Origin of the sequence: Aeromonas sp. ASNIH8, assembly GCF_002919855.1 — a bacterium.
In the GTDB taxonomy this organism is placed as follows: domain Bacteria; phylum Pseudomonadota; class Gammaproteobacteria; order Enterobacterales; family Aeromonadaceae; genus Aeromonas; species Aeromonas caviae.
In genome coordinates this window covers 32,577-49,749 of record NZ_PQLN01000003.1, presented here as the reverse complement: position 1 = coordinate 49,749, position 17,173 = coordinate 32,577, and the positions used below count along the sequence as shown (strand labels likewise).

The 17,173-nt window shown below is 59.6% G+C and carries 16 protein-coding genes; 9 read left to right on the top strand and 7 right to left on the bottom strand.

Features of this window, described 5'->3' with window-relative positions:
* The first annotated feature begins 103 nt into the window (after positions 1 to 103).
* The 3 genes from asnS (at position 104) to C3418_RS01665 (ending at position 3,928) form a co-directional block, all read left to right on the top strand.
* Positions 104 to 1,504 (top strand): asparagine--tRNA ligase, encoded by a 1,401-nt coding sequence (gene asnS / locus C3418_RS01675; RefSeq protein WP_010674062.1) that lies wholly within the window; start codon positions 104 to 106, stop codon positions 1,502 to 1,504.
* A gap of 297 nt (positions 1,505 to 1,801) precedes the next feature.
* Entirely contained in the window at positions 1,802 to 3,145 is a 1,344-nt protein-coding gene (locus C3418_RS01670) for an anaerobic C4-dicarboxylate transporter (protein ID WP_010674061.1), read from the top strand.
* Between the two features lie 126 nt (positions 3,146 to 3,271).
* The gene (locus C3418_RS01665; protein WP_010674060.1) at positions 3,272 to 3,928 is read left to right on the top strand and encodes a hypothetical protein; all 657 of its coding nucleotides are present in this window, start codon (positions 3,272 to 3,274) and stop codon (positions 3,926 to 3,928) included.
* Between the two features lie 70 nt (positions 3,929 to 3,998).
* On the opposite strand, the gene C3418_RS01660 is transcribed toward C3418_RS01665, so the two are convergent.
* Together C3418_RS01660 and dcuC are read right to left on the bottom strand one after the other, a co-directional pair.
* The gene (locus tag C3418_RS01660; RefSeq protein ID WP_010674059.1) at positions 3,999 to 5,138 is read right to left on the bottom strand and encodes a M20 family metallopeptidase; all 1,140 of its coding nucleotides are present in this window, start codon (positions 5,136 to 5,138) and stop codon (positions 3,999 to 4,001) included.
* 140 nt (positions 5,139 to 5,278) lie between these two features.
* The gene (dcuC, locus tag C3418_RS01655) at positions 5,279 to 6,655 is read right to left on the bottom strand and encodes a C4-dicarboxylate transporter DcuC (RefSeq protein ID WP_010674058.1); all 1,377 of its coding nucleotides are present in this window, start codon (positions 6,653 to 6,655) and stop codon (positions 5,279 to 5,281) included.
* A 285-nt stretch (positions 6,656 to 6,940) separates the two neighbouring features.
* Here dcuC and C3418_RS01650 point away from each other — a divergent pair, with 285 nt between their 5' ends.
* A complete protein-coding gene (locus C3418_RS01650; protein WP_010674057.1) occupies positions 6,941 to 7,255 on the top strand; it encodes a hypothetical protein in 315 nt (104 codons plus the stop codon).
* A gap of 1,028 nt (positions 7,256 to 8,283) precedes the next feature.
* On the opposite strand, the gene C3418_RS24030 is transcribed toward C3418_RS01650, so the two are convergent.
* The 5 genes from C3418_RS24030 to C3418_RS01635 form a co-directional block, all read right to left on the bottom strand.
* The gene (locus tag C3418_RS24030) at positions 8,284 to 8,586 is read right to left on the bottom strand and encodes a DUF4156 domain-containing protein (protein WP_146054088.1); all 303 of its coding nucleotides are present in this window, start codon (positions 8,584 to 8,586) and stop codon (positions 8,284 to 8,286) included.
* Positions 8,587 to 8,668: 82 nt separating this feature from the next.
* Positions 8,669 to 9,211, bottom strand: a complete 543-nt coding sequence (locus tag C3418_RS01645; protein WP_010674055.1) for a recombinase family protein — start codon at positions 9,209 to 9,211, stop codon at positions 8,669 to 8,671.
* A gap of 112 nt (positions 9,212 to 9,323) precedes the next feature.
* On the bottom strand, positions 9,324 to 9,461 hold the full coding sequence (locus C3418_RS24325; protein WP_010674054.1) for a hypothetical protein: 138 nt from the start codon (positions 9,459 to 9,461) through the stop codon (positions 9,324 to 9,326).
* A gap of 378 nt (positions 9,462 to 9,839) precedes the next feature.
* The gene (locus C3418_RS01640; protein WP_146054087.1) at positions 9,840 to 10,778 is read right to left on the bottom strand and encodes a hypothetical protein; all 939 of its coding nucleotides are present in this window, start codon (positions 10,776 to 10,778) and stop codon (positions 9,840 to 9,842) included.
* Between the two features lie 20 nt (positions 10,779 to 10,798).
* A complete protein-coding gene (locus C3418_RS01635; protein WP_010674052.1) occupies positions 10,799 to 12,511 on the bottom strand; it encodes a recombinase family protein in 1,713 nt (570 codons plus the stop codon).
* 238 nt (positions 12,512 to 12,749) lie between these two features.
* On the opposite strand from C3418_RS01635, the gene C3418_RS01630 reads away from it, so the two are divergent.
* The 5 genes from C3418_RS01630 to C3418_RS01610 all read left to right on the top strand — a co-directional run bounded on the left by C3418_RS01630 (position 12,750) and on the right by C3418_RS01610 (position 17,131).
* Positions 12,750 to 13,124 carry an ArsC family reductase gene (locus tag C3418_RS01630; protein WP_029314225.1) on the top strand — a complete coding sequence of 125 codons (375 nt, stop codon included), beginning with the start codon at positions 12,750 to 12,752 and terminating at the stop codon, positions 13,122 to 13,124.
* 22 nt (positions 13,125 to 13,146) lie between these two features.
* Positions 13,147 to 14,274 carry a succinyl-diaminopimelate desuccinylase gene (gene dapE, locus C3418_RS01625; protein WP_010674050.1) on the top strand — a complete coding sequence of 376 codons (1,128 nt, stop codon included), beginning with the start codon at positions 13,147 to 13,149 and terminating at the stop codon, positions 14,272 to 14,274.
* 29 nt (positions 14,275 to 14,303) lie between these two features.
* Positions 14,304 to 14,990: a M15 family metallopeptidase gene (locus tag C3418_RS01620; RefSeq protein WP_029314223.1), complete on the top strand. Its 687-nt coding sequence runs from the start codon at positions 14,304 to 14,306 to the stop codon at positions 14,988 to 14,990.
* Entirely contained in the window at positions 14,990 to 15,136 is a 147-nt protein-coding gene (locus C3418_RS01615; RefSeq protein ID WP_010674048.1) for a hypothetical protein, read from the top strand. The genes C3418_RS01620 and C3418_RS01615 overlap by 1 nt, the downstream gene beginning before the upstream one ends.
* A 267-nt stretch (positions 15,137 to 15,403) precedes the next feature.
* Positions 15,404 to 17,131 (top strand): potassium/proton antiporter, encoded by a 1,728-nt coding sequence (locus tag C3418_RS01610; protein ID WP_010674047.1) that lies wholly within the window; start codon positions 15,404 to 15,406, stop codon positions 17,129 to 17,131.
* Positions 17,132 to 17,173 lie beyond the last annotated feature (42 nt).

Here is a 17,173-nt window from a genome sequence, read left to right as displayed (position 1 = left end):
GTAAGATGAACGGCTTAGTCTGCCATGGTGGGCCAACTGCGCCCGGGCCAGACTCCTAGTGTTGCAAATAGCGCTGCAAGAACAAGCTGGAGACAATATTTCGATGACGCACGCATCCGTAGTTGATGTGCTGGCCGGTAAGTATTCGGTCGGCACCACCCTGACTGTGAAAGGGTGGATCCGGACCCGCCGCGATTCCAAGGCGGGGATCTCATTTTTGGCCGTTTCCGATGGCTCCTGCTTCCATCCGGTGCAGGCCGTCGCCCCCAATACCCTGGCCAATTACGAGAATGAAGTGCAACGTCTGACCACAGCTTGCTCCGTCGAAGTGACCGGCACCGTGGTCGAGTCCCAGGGCAGCGGCCAGGCGTTCGAACTGCAGGCCACCGAGGTCAAGGTGGTGGGCTGGGTCGAAGATCCGGACACCTACCCCATGTCTGCCAAGCGCCACAGCATCGAGTACCTGCGCGAGCAGGGCCACCTGCGTGCCCGCACCAACATCGTCGGTGCCGTGACCCGGGTGCGCAACTGCCTCTCCCAGGCCATTCACCGCTTCTTCCACGAACAGGGCTACCTCTGGATCGCGGCCCCGCTGATCACCGCCTCCGACACCGAAGGGGCCGGCGAGATGTTCCGCGTTTCCACCCTGGACATGGAAAACCTGCCGCGCACCCCCGAAGGCAAGGTGGACTATGACAAGGACTTCTTCGGCAAGGAGACCTTCCTGACCGTGTCCGGCCAGCTGAACGTCGAAACCTACGCCTGCGCCCTGTCCAAGGTCTACACCTTCGGGCCGACCTTCCGCGCCGAAAACTCCAACACCAGCCGCCACCTGGCCGAGTTCTGGATGGTGGAGCCGGAAGTGGCCTTCGCCAACCTGGAAGACAACGCCGCCCTGGCCGAAGCCATGCTGAAGTACGTCTTCAACGCCGTGCTGGCGGAACGCCGCGACGATCTGGAGTTCTTCGCCCAGCACGTGGACAAGGACGCCATCGGCCGTCTGGAGCGCTTCGTTGCCTCCGACTTCGCCCAGATTGACTACACCGACGCCATCGACGTGCTGAAGAACTGCGGCAAGAGCTTCGAGTTCCCGGTCTCCTGGGGCATCGACCTCTCCTCCGAGCACGAGCGCTATCTGGCCGAGGAGCACTTCAAGTCCCCGGTGGTGGTGAAGAACTACCCGAAAGACATCAAGGCCTTCTACATGCGCCTCAACGACGACGGCAAGACCGTTGCCGCCATGGACGTGCTGGCCCCGGGCATCGGCGAGATCATCGGCGGCTCCCAGCGTGAAGAGCGTCTCGAGGTGCTGGATGCCCGTCTGGCCGAGATGGGCCTGAACAAGGAAGACTACTGGTGGTACCGCGACCTGCGCCGCTACGGCACCGTGCCCCACTCCGGCTTCGGCCTGGGCTTCGAGCGTCTGGTGGTCTACGTGACCGGCATGGGCAACGTGCGCGACGTGATCCCCTTCCCGCGTACCCCCCGTACCGCCGAGTTCTGATCGCGGACAACACGCGAATCGCATAAAGCCGACCCCTGGGTCGGCTTTTTTGTGCCCGTCGTTTCCCCTTCGTATTCCCATTGCCCCTGAAGCAGGACCAGATTTGGCCCCGGTAAAGCGAGTCTGCCGTAGTTTTTATGCACTTAAATCGGAAAAAGGCGAGTTGTTGAAGCAACGCAAATTTTTACCCCTTTAGGGAGGGCAGAATGACATCACTCCCTAAAGGGGTAAATAACGGCAGATGATCCCGGGGCCCTGGCCGATGGGGACATGGATTCAACCACACGAGGTAATGGAATGATCTTGATGGAATTTTTGGTGGTACTCGGCTGCTTGCTGCTGGGAACCCGCTTTGGTGGCATGGGGCTGGGTCTCATCAGCGGCATCGGTCTCTTCCTGCTGACCTTCGTCTTCGGCCTGGTGCCGGGCGAACCGCCGGTGCAGGTGATGCTGACCATACTCGCGGTGATCGGTTGCGCCGCCACCCTGCAGACCGCCGGTGGCCTCAACCTGATGATGCAGGTGGCCGAGCGCCTGCTGCGCCGCCACCCCCAGTACATCACCCTGCTGGCGCCGCTCACCACCTGGACCCTCACCTTCCTGTGCGGTACCGGCCACGTGGTCTACACCATGTTCCCCATCATCGCCGACATCGCGCTGCAAAAGAACATTCGCCCCGAGCGCCCCATGGCGGTGGCCTCCGTTGCCTCCCAGATGGCCATCTGCGCCTCGCCGGTGTCGGTGGCCGTGGTCTCCATGGTCTCCATCCTGGCGGCGGCCCACGGCGTGGGTCAGGCCTACGGTCTGCTCGACATCCTGATGGTGGCCATCCCCTCCTCCCTGACCGGCGTCATGGTCGCGGCCCTGTGGAGCCTGCGCCGCGGCAAGGCTCTGGACAAGGACGAGGAGTTCCAGGCCAAGATCAAGGACCCCGCCCAGCGCGACTTCATCTACGGCGGTGGCGAGACCCTGCTCAATACCAAGTTCCCGAAAGAGGCCTACTGGTCGACCTGGATCTTCTTCGCCGCCATCGCCGCCGTGGTGCTGCTGGGGGCTGATGAGGCACTGCGCCCCGTCTTTACCATCAAGGACAAGACGGGCCCCCTCTCCATGAACCTGGTGATCCAGATGATGATGCTGATCGCCGGCGCCATCATACTGATGCGCTGCAAGGTCAAGCCGGGGGAGATCGCCAACGGTGCCGTCTTCAAGGCGGGCATGGTCGCCATCTTCTCCGTGTTCGGGGTCGCCTGGATGAGCGAAACCTTCTTCCAGGCCCACATGCCGCTGCTCAAAGAGACCCTGGCCCACGTGGTGCAGGCCCAGCCCTGGACCTACGCCCTGGTGCTCTTCCTCATCTCCAAGCTGGTGAACAGCCAGGCCGCGGCGCTGACCGCCATCGCCCCCATGGGGCTGGCGCTGGGGGTCGAACCCAAGCTGCTGATCGCCTTCCTGCCGGCGAGCTACGGCTACTTCGTGCTGCCGACCTACCCGAGCGATCTCGCCTGCATCGGCTTCGACCGCTCCGGCACCACCCGCATCGGCAAGTTCATCATCAACCACAGCTTCATCATTCCCGGCCTCATCGGGGTGGTGACCTCCTGTACCCTGGGCTTCATCCTGACCAGCATCCTGCTGTAACAGGCACCCAGTGCGAGCGGCTCCCCCGTGGGAGCCGCTTTTTTATCCCCGCATCCCCGGCCCGCGCTTTGCCATCGCCCCCCACTCTGGGTAGCATGACCCCTCTTTTCTTTGCGGAAATCCCCCATGTCTCGCGTCATCCTGCTCTGGAGCGGCGGCAAAGATGCCATGCAGGCCCTCTGCCACGCCCGGGAAGCGGGCCATCAGGTGGTGGCCCTGATCACCTTTGCCCCGCCAGCGCCCCGCTTTCTCGCCCATCCCCTGTCACAGGTTCGCCGTCAGGCGGCGGCCCTCGCACTGCCCCATCGGCTGGTCACCATCGAAGCGCCGTTCGATCTCGGTTATGAACGGGCCCTGGCGGCATTGAAAGAGGAGTGGCAACTCGATGGGGTCGTCACCGGCGACATCGACAGCGTGGGGGGCGCGCCGAACTGGATCCGCGAGCGCTGTCGCCCCCTGGGGCTCACCGTTCACACCCCGCTCTGGCAACAACCCCGCGAGGCGTTGCTGGCGGACATGCTGGCCCGCGGCATCGTCGCCCACCTCTCCTGCGTCGATACCCGGGTACTGGCCACCGAGTGGGTGGGGCGCAGGCTCGATGCTGGCACCCTCAGCGATCTGCAGCAACTGGCGGCAACCCGGGGCTTCGATGCCTGCGGCGAGCAGGGGGAGTACCACACCATGGTGACCGACGGCCCCGGGTTTGCGGCGCCGCTGACACTCGGCCACTGGCAGGTGGCGCGCCAGGAGCACCTCGCCTATCTGCTGGAGGACGAGGAATGACCTCTCACGAGGGCGACACATAAAAAACGGGAGGCGCTGGCCTCCCGTTTTGCTTGTCCTTAACGTTGACCTAGTTGGCCAGCTTGCCCAGCACCCGCTTAAGCAGGCGGATGCGCGGCTCGATGCTGTCCAGCAGCAGGAACTCCGCCTCCGAGTGAAAGCCCCCCCCCATGGGGCCGAAGCCATCGAGGGACGGCACCCCGGCCGCCGCGGTGAAATTGGCATCGGAGCCGCCACCGGCCTCCAGCCAGGTGAAAGGGACTCCCTCCTCCCTGCCTGCCGCCTCCACCAGTGCCATCAGGGCCTCGGTGTAGCCGCTCGGGCGCATCGCGGGCTTGAAGCTCTGGCGCGCCACCTCGACCCGGCAACCGGCGAGGAAGGGGTTGTTGGCCATGAAGGTGAGCCGGTCGTGCACCGCCTGCGCCTCTTCGTTGCGCCAGAAGCGCAGATCCACGATCGCCTCGGCAAAGTCGGGCACCACGTTGACGCCGGTCCCCCCCTGCACCACCCCCACGTTCATGGTGGTACCGGTTTCCATGTTGACCTGCTGGTTGATGGCGAGCACCCAGTGGGCCAGCTCCGTGATGGCGGAGATCCCTTGTGCCAGGGCCGAACCGGCATGGGAGGCCTTGCCGTGGAAGGTGATGCGGTACTTGGCATTGCCCTTGCGGGCGCTGATGAGATCCCCGCTCGGGCGGGCCGCCTCGGCCACCAGCACGCAGCCGCTCTGTCTGGCCCGCTCCACCAGCCACGCTTTGGACCAGGGGGAACCAATCTCCTCGTCGCAGTTGCAGCAAACCAGCACCTTGAGCCTGGCCAGCACGGCCGGGTCCAGCTCTTTCAAGGCATACCAGGTAGAGAGCAGGCCGCTCTTCATGTCCGAGACGCCGGGGCCAAAGGCCTGATTGCCTTCGATTTTCAGCGGTCGCTTGGCCGCCGTCCCCTCGGGGAAGACGGTGTCCATGTGGCCCACCAGCATGACGTCGTAGTGATCCGCCCCCGGGGCATTGGTTGCCTCGAGGCAGGGGCCGCACTCGGCGGCGAACTGGTGGCGGGTCACCTGCCAGCCGATGGCCTCATATTTCTCGGTCATGATGTCGGCGACCCGGGCCACCCCGGCCGGGGTGCGGGTGCCGCAGTCGAGGTTGATGAGCGGGGCGAGATCCGCCAGATAGGTATCGAGGGAAAACGGGCGCGTGAGGTCGTTCATTGTCTTCTCCATGGAACAATCTGCGTAAAACACAGACTGTTTTTGCAACGATAAGAGTGGGCGGGCACTCGACGCCGTCTCGTCAACGGCGGTCGGCCAGCGTGGATCAACTGGCCGCCGCCTCTACTACACCAGAGCCTTTACATGAACAGCAGATAGTTGAGGAGCAGCGCCGTCACCAGGGCCCCCGCCATGGGCACGCTGGTGCGCTTGACCACCACGAAGGGAGAGACCTTGGCGATGCCCGCACAGGCGATGAGCACCGCCGCGATGGGGGAGACGGTGCGGCCGATGCTCGAGGCGAGCTGCATCGGCAGCAGCATGGTCACCGCTGGCACGCCAAACTTGGCTGCCACCGCGGGGGCCAGGGAGGAGAAACTGAGGAAGGCTGCGTTGCCCGAGCCCATGATGACCGCCGCCACCATGATGAGCCCCACCATCACCAGGGTCATCAGGCCGCTGCCGATGCCGGCATTGCTGGCAGAGTGCAGCAGGGTATCGATGGCGCCGATGGCCTTGAGGGATTCGGCGAAGAGCTCGGCACAGACGATGAGCGCCACCACGGGGCCGAACACCTTGCCCATGCCGTCGAGGAAGCTCGACAGCCCCGCGAAGGCGGTGCGCACCGAGCGGGTGCGCAGCAGCTCGCACAGCATGCCGATAAAGACCGACAGCAGCATGGCCACCTCCACGCTGACGCTGATGCTGGTCACCAGGAGCTTGGAGAAGGTCATCATCAGTACGAAGGGGATGATGGGCAGCAGGCCGTACCAGGTTGGCGCGGCCACCTCGTCCGCCCCTTTTTCGTCAAGCTCCGCGTGCTCGCCGCGATGCAGGGCCGGATCCCAGCCCTCCTGACGGTCACAGTGCCGCTGCCAGAAGAAGTGCAGCACCATGGTCACCAGCAGCATGGGGGCCACCAGCCAGATCTGGTAGTCGACGAAGTAGCTGGTGGGATCCATGCCGGATTGACCGGCGGAGAAGATGGCGTTGGTCTGGGTCGGGCCGATTTCGAACGCCTGGGAGGTGGCGATGACGCCGCAGGCGGAAGCCGGGCTGATGCCGAGGTTGCGCATCACAGGGTACATGGTGACCATCAACAGCAGGCCAAGGCCGGTGGCGGAGGTGACGAACAGGGAGACGAAGACCGCCACCAGGTAGCAGATGGCCAGCATCAGGTAGCTGGACTGGATGCCCGCCACCGGTTTGACCGCCACCCGCACCAGGGCCTGGGAGGCGCCGATATGGGACATGTAGGTGGCAAAGCCCGCCACCGCCATGATGGTGAGGCCGAGCCCCGCCGCACGGTAGGAGAAGATCCCCTTGAACACCTCGAACAGGTCGAACAGGGCGAAGCCGGTGCTCTTGTCGGCGGGCAGAATGGGGTGCAGTCCCAGCCAGTAGGCGACGGTGAAGAGGGCCATGCCCGCCAGCGCCAGCACCGCCTGCGGGTTGTAATCCTTGACGATGCCGTAGACCACGGCGATCAGCACGAGCAAGACGAAGACGAGTTCCAAGGTGCACTCCTGACAAGATTATCGAGAAGCGCAATCTAGTGGTGGATCTCCCCTTTCCTCTTGATCACCATCAATAAAGATGGAAAAAGCAAACGGTTGTGGATTTTTATTCCAAAAATAAAACTAAAAACGACATTTAACATCACAGAACTGGATCTAGAATGCTCCCCAGGGTATCCCTGACCGACAACCGCCACTTTGTTTGCGTTGGATCAACATCCCGCCGGGGTGAACTGGCCAAGATGCCCGTCGACACAGAGCGACCATTTCGCACCGGAGAGAGTTATGACAAACCAAGCCACCGCAGGCACCCCGACCTGCGACTGCAAGCTGTGGGACATCCTCGTCGAGTCTGCAAAGGAACGCACCACCATTCGTTACTCCAAACTGGCCAGGCAGGCCGGGCTGGAGCAGTGCCAGGATGAACTGCGTACCCTGCTGCAACGCATCCGCATGTATTGCACCGAAAATCACCTGCCCATTCTCTCCGCCATCGTGATGGATGACGTGGGCAAATACGCCGGCCTCTCCTCCAGCCTGCCGGATGCCCCCTGGGAGCGGGCACGGGTCTTCGATCACGAGTGGACCACCCTGCACTGAGTGCCGCCCCCTGAATCCGGAACGCGCCCAGACCAGCAGGCGCGTTCTGGTTTTTGGCCCCCGCCGTTTCTTCCCCGGCCCCAGCGGCCCCATCCGGCCAGGTGTGCTTCCCTGTGAGGCGTCCTGCCCCCTGTCGTCCTATCCGGCCAGGTGTGCAGCATAAGGGCCTCCTCCCTCGGTCTCCCCCTTTGATGCCGCAGCGCATCCCGTCCCAGACCAGCGTGTGCTGGCGCGCGGCCCCCTCCCTTCTCCACTCAGCCTGACTGGTAAAACCAGCCCATCCGGCCATGAGCGTTGCCATGGGGGGGCCACAATGCCAGAATCGGGCCCTTGCACGATTTCAGGGCCGCCGGCCCGCAGACAAAGGATCCCCCATGGCCACCACCCTCTATGGCATCAAGAACTGCGAGCTGTTTTTATTGAATAGACCACAAAAAAGCCCAAGGAATGCTTGGGCTTCGAACCATTGATGTCATCACCAATTAGTAACAAACAGATCTCATTGAGAAGGCATAAGTTAACGTTTTGTCAACTGCACCACTAGTTTGTACCGCATGTGATTCAAGCAACTACGCAGGTAGTGCTATCAGGGCACCCTATTTTCAACGTAGCATCAGACTTCTTTTCTATATGATGCTTGCTTAGGGTACTACTCGCACTTGATGCCCATAAGTCTAAAGTCCCAAGTCCATATCTTTGGGTACTCATTCGAGTGAGAAACGTAGTATTGGGTCTTATCATCCAGCTCCCTCACTGCGAAAATCTCTGTCTTTTGGCCTTCCTTAGAACTTTCATTACTCCATGTCGCCATACATTTTTTGCCTTCAGAGAGGGACTTTTGTACAGAACTTCCCTCTTCAGAAATCGCAGCAATAGCATTAGAAGTAAGAAAAACACCACACAGAACACATACAATCCCTGATAACTTCACTGTATGAACACTCCCTTATCGATAGATGGCAATGAAAAGATGCGATCAATCAAGATCACATCTCCTCATATCCGAGGTTGCTAGCACCAATACTGAATCAGTTGCACGAATATGCATTCATCGTAACAGTTGCCGAATTACCATTTGCGGTAACGTCAGTACCTGTAATGACAACAGCATTAGCTCCTAGCTTGATAGCCTCATTTGCAGCATTCTGTCTTGCCAATGCAACGTTCTTATCTACCGTCAAGCTGAAAATCTCAGTTCCTGATACTACATCAATGAGCTTGCAGCTCTCTGCCGCTTTAGCATCAATAACTTTTACTGGCAATGATGCTGATGAACTTGATGAACATGCAGTCATTAATGCTACTGAAAATAGAATTGCAATTTTCTTCATTTCAAAATCCATTCTCTGAATCGTGGTTGATATACACCCAGTTAATGAGGGGGTACTCGGTACAAAATCATGCCCAAGCAACTCAAGGTTGACAAGCAATTCTATGGACACTCGACACGCTGATACCCAGCCGCTTTGCCACTGATGCCTTAGCGATGCCCTGCGATAGAAGATGCAGCACCTCATCCCGCTTCTCCATCGCTGTCGGCTTCCGGCCCTTGTAGACCCCTTTGGCCTTAGCCAAGGCGATTCCTTCCGCCTGACGCTCCAGCATGATTTCCCGCTCGAACGTGGCGATGGCCCCGATCATGGTCAGCATTAGCTTACCTGTCGGAGTGGCCGTGTCGATGCCCAGATTCTGGATCTGTAATGTTACCCCTTTGGCGTGTAACTGGTCTGTGATCTCCAGCAAGTGCCGGGTGTTCCGGGCCAGACGATCCAATTTGGTCACCTTTAGCACGTCTCCAGAACGGGCAAATTCGAGCATTGCCTGTAGTTGCGGCCTATCCGTCTTGCTACCGCTGACTTTCTCCTGAAAAACTTTTTCACACTCCGCCAGAGCTGTCAGTTGCTGCTCCAGCGATTGCCCCGTGGTCGAGACACGGGCATACCCGATGATTGCCATGATGGCCTCCCAATAGGCTCAAGACCCTGCAAGAAAAACGTGTCAAAACTCGAAAACCAACCCGTGTGACAGGGGTTGCCGGGGGGCTTCCGGTCTGTCACACGGGCATGGTCTATTGAGCGTCCGGCTCCTTCGGTGGGGGCGGCGGTGTCTGCATCGAGTTGACGGCCTCCTTAATGAGGACGCCCAAGGCTGCCAGCAGTGCCGCCTCCAACGCTTTCAGTAACGGGTTCCCTTGCTGCTCATTCATACGCCTTCTCCTTGCTGGATGGCTCCCGACAAGGGGCCAGATGTGATGTATTCCATGGGGTTCTCCTATGGGGTTGCTCTCATCTGTCTTATACCGGCGTAGGGTCTGAATGTTGCCTGCTCGCTTTCCTTGTGCTGGTGGGGTTTGGGATTGTTTTTGCCGGGCAATCAACCGGGCAAGTTCGTTGCAATCTTCTCGAAATCTCTCCTTCGGGTGGCTGGTAAGCTCCCCCCTCGGTGTAGTAAATAGATAAGAGTCAGAGTAACTAAACGGGTATATATATCGGGCTGGAACAAACGACACATCAGACACATGTCGCCGAAAAGCCCATGAACACGTTGTTGGATGTGTCGATGAGACTCAAATCGACCAGACACATCACCCCGAAATGTGTCGATTGGCAGTCACTCGCGGCGGGGTCAGACGGTGATATGCCAGATTACCGCTATGCCTCGGACTCAACCGCCAGCCAAGCCGTTGTGCAATCTTCTCCAAGTCGCGTTTGGGCTGGGCTGGATATCGCAGATACCCGGCAGAATCGCAGGTATAAGCACTCTGGGCAGACTCTCGCGTGATATCAAGATGTCGGCCATCGCCCGGCTCTGCCATTGCTCCCAGCAGCCCTTGCAGGTACTCCTCAACGCTTAGGATGCGTCCCTGAGTCCGGCAAATGGTAGCCCACAGCTCTTGCTCCTCATGGCGAATCCTGAGCGGTCTGAGGCCCGTCTGCTGCTCGATGCAAGCATCACGCTGCTGGTCTGCTTTACGGTTCACTGGCTCCAGATGCTCTTTTTCGTCAAACTCCAGCAAGTAGGTTTCCTGCCGGATAGGTTTGTCAAAATACTTCCCGTTTGGGTCGAACCACTGCAAATCTACCCGAAAATCCACCCGGTAAGGGTCGCAATCGAACTGCGGGATCACCTCCATTCGCAAACCCGGTTGCTGCATTTGAAAGTAAGTAACCAGCGGGGCCAAGTATTCCACATAAAATGCAGCCTCATGGCGGCTTTGCCTTTCATCATGTGGTAACTCCAGCCCGGTAAGCTGCTCGATCTCCGCTATTAGCCTCAGGTTTAAGTGAGAGCTGGGGCCATAGGTCAACACAGCCAAGGCTTGTAAAGGAGTCCACGTCCCCAATCCATTATCCGGTTCGGGAACCTCCGGCAGGTCAAGCCCCTGCACCTGCCGGATGTTACCTATTGCTCTCCAGACATACTGGCTGTATCGGCGGTTGAATCCAGGTATCCGCGAAAGCAATTTTTTTGCATCAATAAGCCCTTGTGAAGGAGGGCCAATGAAAACACCTGTAGCGTCCAATACAACCCCCTTGTAGGCATTTATTGCGAATATTCTGAGCTTAAATCCTCAAAGTCAGGATCTGTGCCATCATCGTTCTTCTGGGAGTTACGGATATCATTTTCCATCTCTTGTTGCATCACTGAAGGATCAACACCATAAGGAGCATTAGGTTGAGTCTTTCTAACACAGTATCTAGACCCATCATAAATCGAACTCCCCGCCAATTTGTTTTCAAAAACCTGCGTCAGCATGAGCCCGCCATCAAGATCCTTATACTCTGCCCACAGATAGCCACCATCAAAACGGAATCTAATTTCCTTCAATGCCATTTTTAACTGACTGTTGAATAGCTGACGCTGTTCCGTTGTTTTTAACTCATCTGGTTTTATGATGTATTTAAGTGTTTTGGCTGATAGCTCTCGACTAAAAAGCTCTCTCTCAGCTTGTTGCACTTGCTCTTCTAAGGCCTGTGTTTTCTTCTTACACTGCTCGAATAAGACTCGAAAATCAGCATCGTTATCGTTCTCCAGTACGAGTTGTGCGGCCTTCTTTCTCTTTTGGGTCTCCGCCTCTAGCTGAACTCGTAATTCTGCTAGCGTGTTTTTAAGAGCGATCGTCTTATCCTCAATCTCAACCCGCTGCTTCATCACGTTGTTCAGCAAGAAAATAGCTTGTAACAGTTGTGGTTCAACTCTGCTGTAAAGCATGTTAGGCAATTTGCACCCAGCTGTATTCTGCTTGGGGCAAACCAGATAGTTTCTCGGGCTCCCTGCCCGCCCCTTATTTTGGTAACGCAACGATTCGCCACACTGACAACGAAGTACACCACTAAAGAGATTGTTAAAGGTACCTTTGCGATAAGAACCACTATGCTTGTTCCTCTTACTAATAAGGTGCTGCACCTCTTCAAACAAGGCAGGGGAAACAATTGTGGGATAGTACCCCAGAATAGGGTCTCCTTCAGGTACCCGCTCACCACTATCTATATCTAACTTGTGTGGCTGAAACACACCTATCACAGTTTGGCTCTTGATGACCGCCTGAATTCCAGCCGGACGCCAATCAGCCTCTTTGCCAAATGTCTTGTAGCCCTTTTCCAGAAAAATCTTGGCAATCTGTTCATAACCACAACCAGTCTTAGCCAGCTCAAACATTTCATTCACGATTGCAGCTCGTTCAGGGATAGGCCTAATCTTTCCCTCTTCCAATTTCAGCCATGAGGGTAAGCGAGAGTTTTTCATCACCTTATTATTCTCTCTGGCCTGCTCCCGGCCATTCTCCCAAGCATCACGACTTCGACCACTCTTTGTTTCTGACTCATTATTCGCACGAGCCATAAAGACAATAGAAAGCAATAGATTCTGAGTTTCCACCTGACCTTTGCGATACACCGCTTTGTCGTCGAGCGTAACGATAACAATGCCCGCACTGATTATCGCAAGAAACTGGATCAGTGCATCTTCTACCGTTTGCCGACTCAGGCGGTCTACCGATTCAACCAACAGATAGGATCCTTGCTCAATTTTTCCGCTCTTTACCGCATCAAAGAAGCGACCTAGCGCCCCTATAGCCATGTTGGCTCCTCGATACGCACTCAACCCAAAGTCATCAATGGTCTTCTCATCAAGCTGGAGATTGTGCTCGGCACAGTAATCGGTTGCCTTCTGAAGCTGACGACGATAGCTATCCCCTTGTGCCTGCTTTGGGGTACTGAACCGAATGTAGGAATAGGCCTTCGGGGGACGACTCATAACAACTCCTTTGCATTGGCTCACATCAGGGGTAGGTGAGCAAGGTTGATAACCAAGATGAGGTGAGCCTACCAGCAAAGCGGTACATCCCACAATATTCATTGGTAGTTATTTTTACCGACATCACTGTAATCCAACAAACAAGCCATAGGTCAGATGACCAACCTAAGCGGTCACGTTTCCATGGATGGTGATCGTCTGTATGCTACTGCCCATCAAACGGAACACGGTGAACCCCATGGAAAACAAGAGCGAATGTAAAGTCGTACTCTACGGCATTTCTCCCAAGAACTGCGACACCATCAAGAAGGCCCGCAAGTGGCTGGAGGAGGCGGGTATCGATTACCGCTTTCATGATCACCGCGCCGACGGTCTGAGCCCGGAACAGCTCGATCTCTGGCTCGCCAAGCTGGGCTGGGAAGCCCTGCTCAACACCCGTGGCACCACCTTCCGCGCCCTGCCGGAAGCAGAAAAACAGGGGCTCGACACCGCCAAGGCCCGTGACCTGCTGCTGGCCCACCCAGCCATGATCAAGCGCCCGCTGCTGGACCAGGACGGCACCCTGACCCTGGGCTTCAAGGCAGACCTCTATCAATCCCTCTTCTCCCGTTAACTTTTTCTGTTAAGGAACACCGATGTCGGACGTCATCACACTGGCCAAGGATCTGATCAGCCGCCCCTCCGTGACCCCCCTGGATGAAGGGTGCCAGACCCTGATGGCGGAGCGCCTCGCACGCCTGGGGTTCGTCATCGAACCCATGGTCTTTGAGGACACCACCAACCTCTGGGCACGCCGTGGCAGCGAGGGTCCCCTCTTCTGCTTCGCCGGCCACACCGACGTGGTACCCGCCGGCCCCCTGGAGAAGTGGGACACCCCGCCATTCGAGCCAACCATCAAGGACGGCATGCTCCATGGCCGGGGCGCCGCCGACATGAAGGGGTCTCTGGCCGCCATGGTGGTGGCGACCGAGCGCTTCGTGGCCGAGCACCCGGACCACAAGGGCTCCATCGCGTTTCTCATCACCTCGGATGAAGAGGGGCCCTTCATCAACGGCACGGTGCGCGTCATCGACACCCTGGAGGCACGCAACGAGAAGATCCGCTGGTGCATCGTCGGCGAACCCTCCTCCACCGCCCAGGTTGGGGACGTGGTGAAGAACGGTCGTCGCGGCTCCATCACCGGCGATCTGCTGGTGCGCGGGGTGCAGGGCCACGTCGCCTACCCCCATCTGGCGGACAACCCTATCCACAAGGCGGCCCCGGCGCTGGCGGAGCTCGCCGCCATCGAGTGGGACAAGGGCAACGCCTACTTCCCCCCCACCAGCTTCCAGATCGCCAACATCCAGGGCGGCACCGGCGCCTCCAACGTCATCCCGGGGGAGTTGCAGGTCCAGTTCAACTTCCGCTTCAGCACCGAGCTCACCGATGCGGCTATCCGCGAGCGGGTCGAGGCGCTGCTGACCCGTCACGGCCTGGACTTCGAGCTGAAGTGGACCCTCTCCGGCCAGCCCTTCCTGACGGACACCGGCGCCCTGCTGGACGCCACCGTCGCCGCCGTGGCGGCAGTGAACGGCCAGCAGCCGGCCCTGCTCACCACGGGGGGCACATCCGATGGGCGCTTCATCGCTCCCACCGGGGCGGAAGTCATCGAGCTCGGCCCGGTCAACGCCACCATCCACAAGGTGAACGAGTGCGTGAAGGCGGACGATCTGGATCTGCTGGCGGACATGTACCAAGGGGTGCTGGCACGACTGCTGGCATGAGCAGCGCTCCGGACAAGAGAGACCAGACCATGAATCAGGATCAACTGCTTGGGCTGGATGAGAGCCACCTCATCCTGGTGGGGCGCGGCCCCCATCGTCTGACCGCCGCCACCGCGGCGGCCTTCAACGACATGCAGGTGGCTGCCGCCCATGCCGGTTTCAACCTGCAGGCGGCCTCCAGCTGGCGCGGCTTCGAGCGCCAGCTCGCCATCTGGAACGGCAAATGGCGCGGGGAGCGCCCTCTGCTGGATGCGCACAACCAGCCCCTCGATGCCCTGCAACTGGGCGAGACCGAGCGACTGCACGCCATCCTGCACTGGAGCGCCCTGCCCGGCACCAGCCGCCATCACTGGGGCACGGATCTCGACATCTACGATCCGGACTGCCTCCCCGCCGGCACCCGGCTCGCGCTGGAACCCTGGGAGTACGAGGCGGGCGGCTGGTTTGCCGATTTGCGCGAATGGCTGGACGATCACATGAACGACTTCGGCTTCTTCCTGCCCTATGCAAAAGGGGAGCAACCGGATCAGGGGGTGGCCTACGAGCCCTGGCACCTGAGCTTCGCGCCCGAATCCGACGGGCTGGCCCTGGATCCGGCGGCGCTGGCGCTTTGTCTGGAACGGGCGGATATTGAAGGCAAGGAGTGCATCCTGGCCCATCTCGACGAGATCCTGGCCCGCTATGTCACCCCGGCACACCACGAAAGGAGATTCTGATGAGCTTGTGGTTATGGATAGGCTTGCCGCTGCTGTTTTTGCTCGGCCTGTTTCTCAACGCCATCAAGGACATGAAGCAGCTCGAGAAACAGCTGCCCAAGTACAAGGACAAGATCCGGGAGGTCAAGGACGACGAGGACGACTGACCCCCTCGCAGGAGCCCGTCGGCGCTCCTGCCCCCTTCCCGACCACGGCATTTTTCCGCCCTCTGCCGCCCCCTGAGCCGGCCCTGAAATCCCCATCCACTGCCCCCTTTCCCTTCGCTTTCCCGCGCGGTCACTTCGCCTTCGCCCTGCTTGAAAACCGCGCAACAAACGTAAAAAACTGCAAAACAATGCACAATTAAGCCACACAAAGGGGGTCAATCTGCATATAATGTGCCTGTTTTGCAGCCCGCCATAAGGAGTTCGCCATTGGATGCCACCACCGTCAACAGTTTCTTCTTCATCGGTGCCCTGTTGGTGGGCGCCAGTGTCCTGTTGAGCGCGCTCTCCTCCAGAGTCGGCATCCCCATCCTGGTCATCTTCCTCGCCGTCGGCATGCTGGCGGGTGAGGATGGTCCCGGCGGCATCCACTTCGCCGACTACTCGGTCGCCTACCTGGTGGGCAACCTGGCGCTGGCCATCATTCTGCTGGATGGCGGCATGCGCACCCGGGTCTCCTCCTTTCGGGTCGCGCTCTGGCCCGCGCTCTCGCTGGCCACGGTCGGGGTGGCCATCACCACCGGCCTCACGGGCCTCGCCGCCGCCTGGCTGTTCGACCTCAACCTGATGCAGGGGATGCTCATCGGTGCCATCGTCGGCTCCACCGATGCGGCGGCGGTCTTCTCCCTGCTCGGCGGGCGCAGCCTCAACGAGCGGGTCAGCGCCACCCTGGAGATTGAATCGGGCAGCAACGATCCCATGGCGGTCTTTCTCACCGTCACCCTGATCGAGGTGCTGGCCACCGCCCAGCAGGGGCTGGATGCCGGCTTCCTGCTGTTGCAACTCGTCAAGCAGTTCGGGCTGGGCGCTGGCATCGGCCTTGCCGGGGGCTGGCTGCTGTGGAAGCTCATCAACAGTGCCAAGCTCGCCCCCGGTCTCTACCCCCTGCTCACGGTGAGCGGCGGCCTGCTCATCTTCGCCCTCACCACGGCGGTGGGGGGCAGCGGCATCCTGGCCATCTACCTCACCGGCCTGCTGCTCGGCAACCTCTCCCTGCGCAGCCGCAGCACCACCCTCTCCGTGCTGGACGGCCTGACCTGGCTCAGCCAGATCGGCATGTTCCTGGTGCTGGGGCTGCTCGCCTCGCCCCACAAGCTGCTGCCCATCGCCCTGCCGGCGCTGGCCCTGGCCATGTGGATGATCCTGTTTGCCCGTCCGGTGTCGGTCTGGATTGGCCTGCTGCCGTTCAAGAACTTCGCGCCCCGCGAGCGCTGGTTCATCTCCTGGGTGGGGCTGCGCGGCGCCGTGCCCATCATCCTGGCGGTCTTCCCCATGATGGCGGGGCTGCCCAATGCCCAGCTCTACTTCAATGTCGCCTTCTTCGTGGTGCTGGTTTCGCTGATCCTGCAGGGCAGCTCGCTGCCGCTGGCATCAAAGCTGGCGCGAGTGGAGGTGCCCGCCCCGCCCTCTCCCATCAACCGCTCTGGGCTGGAAATCGATCTCGACAGCCAGTGGGAGACCTTCGTCTATCGCCTGAGCGCCGAGAAGTGGTGCATCGGCTCCCCCTTGCGGGAGCTACGCATGCCCCAGGGCACCCGCATCTGCGCCCTGTTCCGCGGCCAGGAGCTGCTCCACCCCTCGGGCAGTACCTGCCTGCAATCCGATGACATCCTCTGCGTCATCGGCCACGAGCACGACCTGCCCGCCCTCGGTCAGCTCTTCAGCCAGGCGCCAGAGCAGGATCTGGGCCCGCGCTTCTTCGGTGACTTCCTGCTGGAGGCCAACGCCAGGCTGGTGGATCTCGCCCCGCTCTACGGGCTGGATGTGAGCGAGGTGGCGGATCAGAGCCTCGGCGATTTTATTGCCCATCAGTTGGGCGATAATCTGGTGGTCGGTGACCATGTCGCCTGGCAGGGACTGCTCTGGACGGTGGCGGAAATGGAAGAGGGTGAACCCCGCAAGATAGGGGTGCGCTTCCTGGAAGAAGACCCCGTCTAGGCGCCGGCCATCGTAGCCCGCATTTGTGTGAGAAGGGAGTGA

Coding starts and splice junctions, on each gene's coding strand:
- C3418_RS01630 (WP_029314225.1), top strand. CDS start 12,750: ATGGAAAACAAGAGCGAATGTAAAGTCGTACTCTACGGCATTTCTCCC.
- C3418_RS01645 (WP_010674055.1), bottom strand. CDS start 9,211: ATGGCAATCATCGGGTATGCCCGTGTCTCGACCACGGGGCAATCGCTG.
- C3418_RS01650 (WP_010674057.1), top strand. CDS start 6,941: ATGACAAACCAAGCCACCGCAGGCACCCCGACCTGCGACTGCAAGCTG.
- C3418_RS01665 (WP_010674060.1), top strand. CDS start 3,272: ATGTCTCGCGTCATCCTGCTCTGGAGCGGCGGCAAAGATGCCATGCAG.
- C3418_RS01670 (WP_010674061.1), top strand. CDS start 1,802: ATGATCTTGATGGAATTTTTGGTGGTACTCGGCTGCTTGCTGCTGGGA.
- C3418_RS24030 (WP_146054088.1), bottom strand. CDS start 8,586: ATGAAGAAAATTGCAATTCTATTTTCAGTAGCATTAATGACTGCATGT.
- asnS (WP_010674062.1), top strand. CDS start 104: ATGACGCACGCATCCGTAGTTGATGTGCTGGCCGGTAAGTATTCGGTC.
- C3418_RS01660 (WP_010674059.1), bottom strand. CDS start 5,138: ATGAACGACCTCACGCGCCCGTTTTCCCTCGATACCTATCTGGCGGAT.
- C3418_RS01620 (WP_029314223.1), top strand. CDS start 14,304: ATGAATCAGGATCAACTGCTTGGGCTGGATGAGAGCCACCTCATCCTG.
- C3418_RS01615 (WP_010674048.1), top strand. CDS start 14,990: ATGAGCTTGTGGTTATGGATAGGCTTGCCGCTGCTGTTTTTGCTCGGC.
- dapE (WP_010674050.1), top strand. CDS start 13,147: ATGTCGGACGTCATCACACTGGCCAAGGATCTGATCAGCCGCCCCTCC.
- C3418_RS01635 (WP_010674052.1), bottom strand. CDS start 12,511: ATGAGTCGTCCCCCGAAGGCCTATTCCTACATTCGGTTCAGTACCCCA.
- C3418_RS24325 (WP_010674054.1), bottom strand. CDS start 9,461: ATGAATGAGCAGCAAGGGAACCCGTTACTGAAAGCGTTGGAGGCGGCA.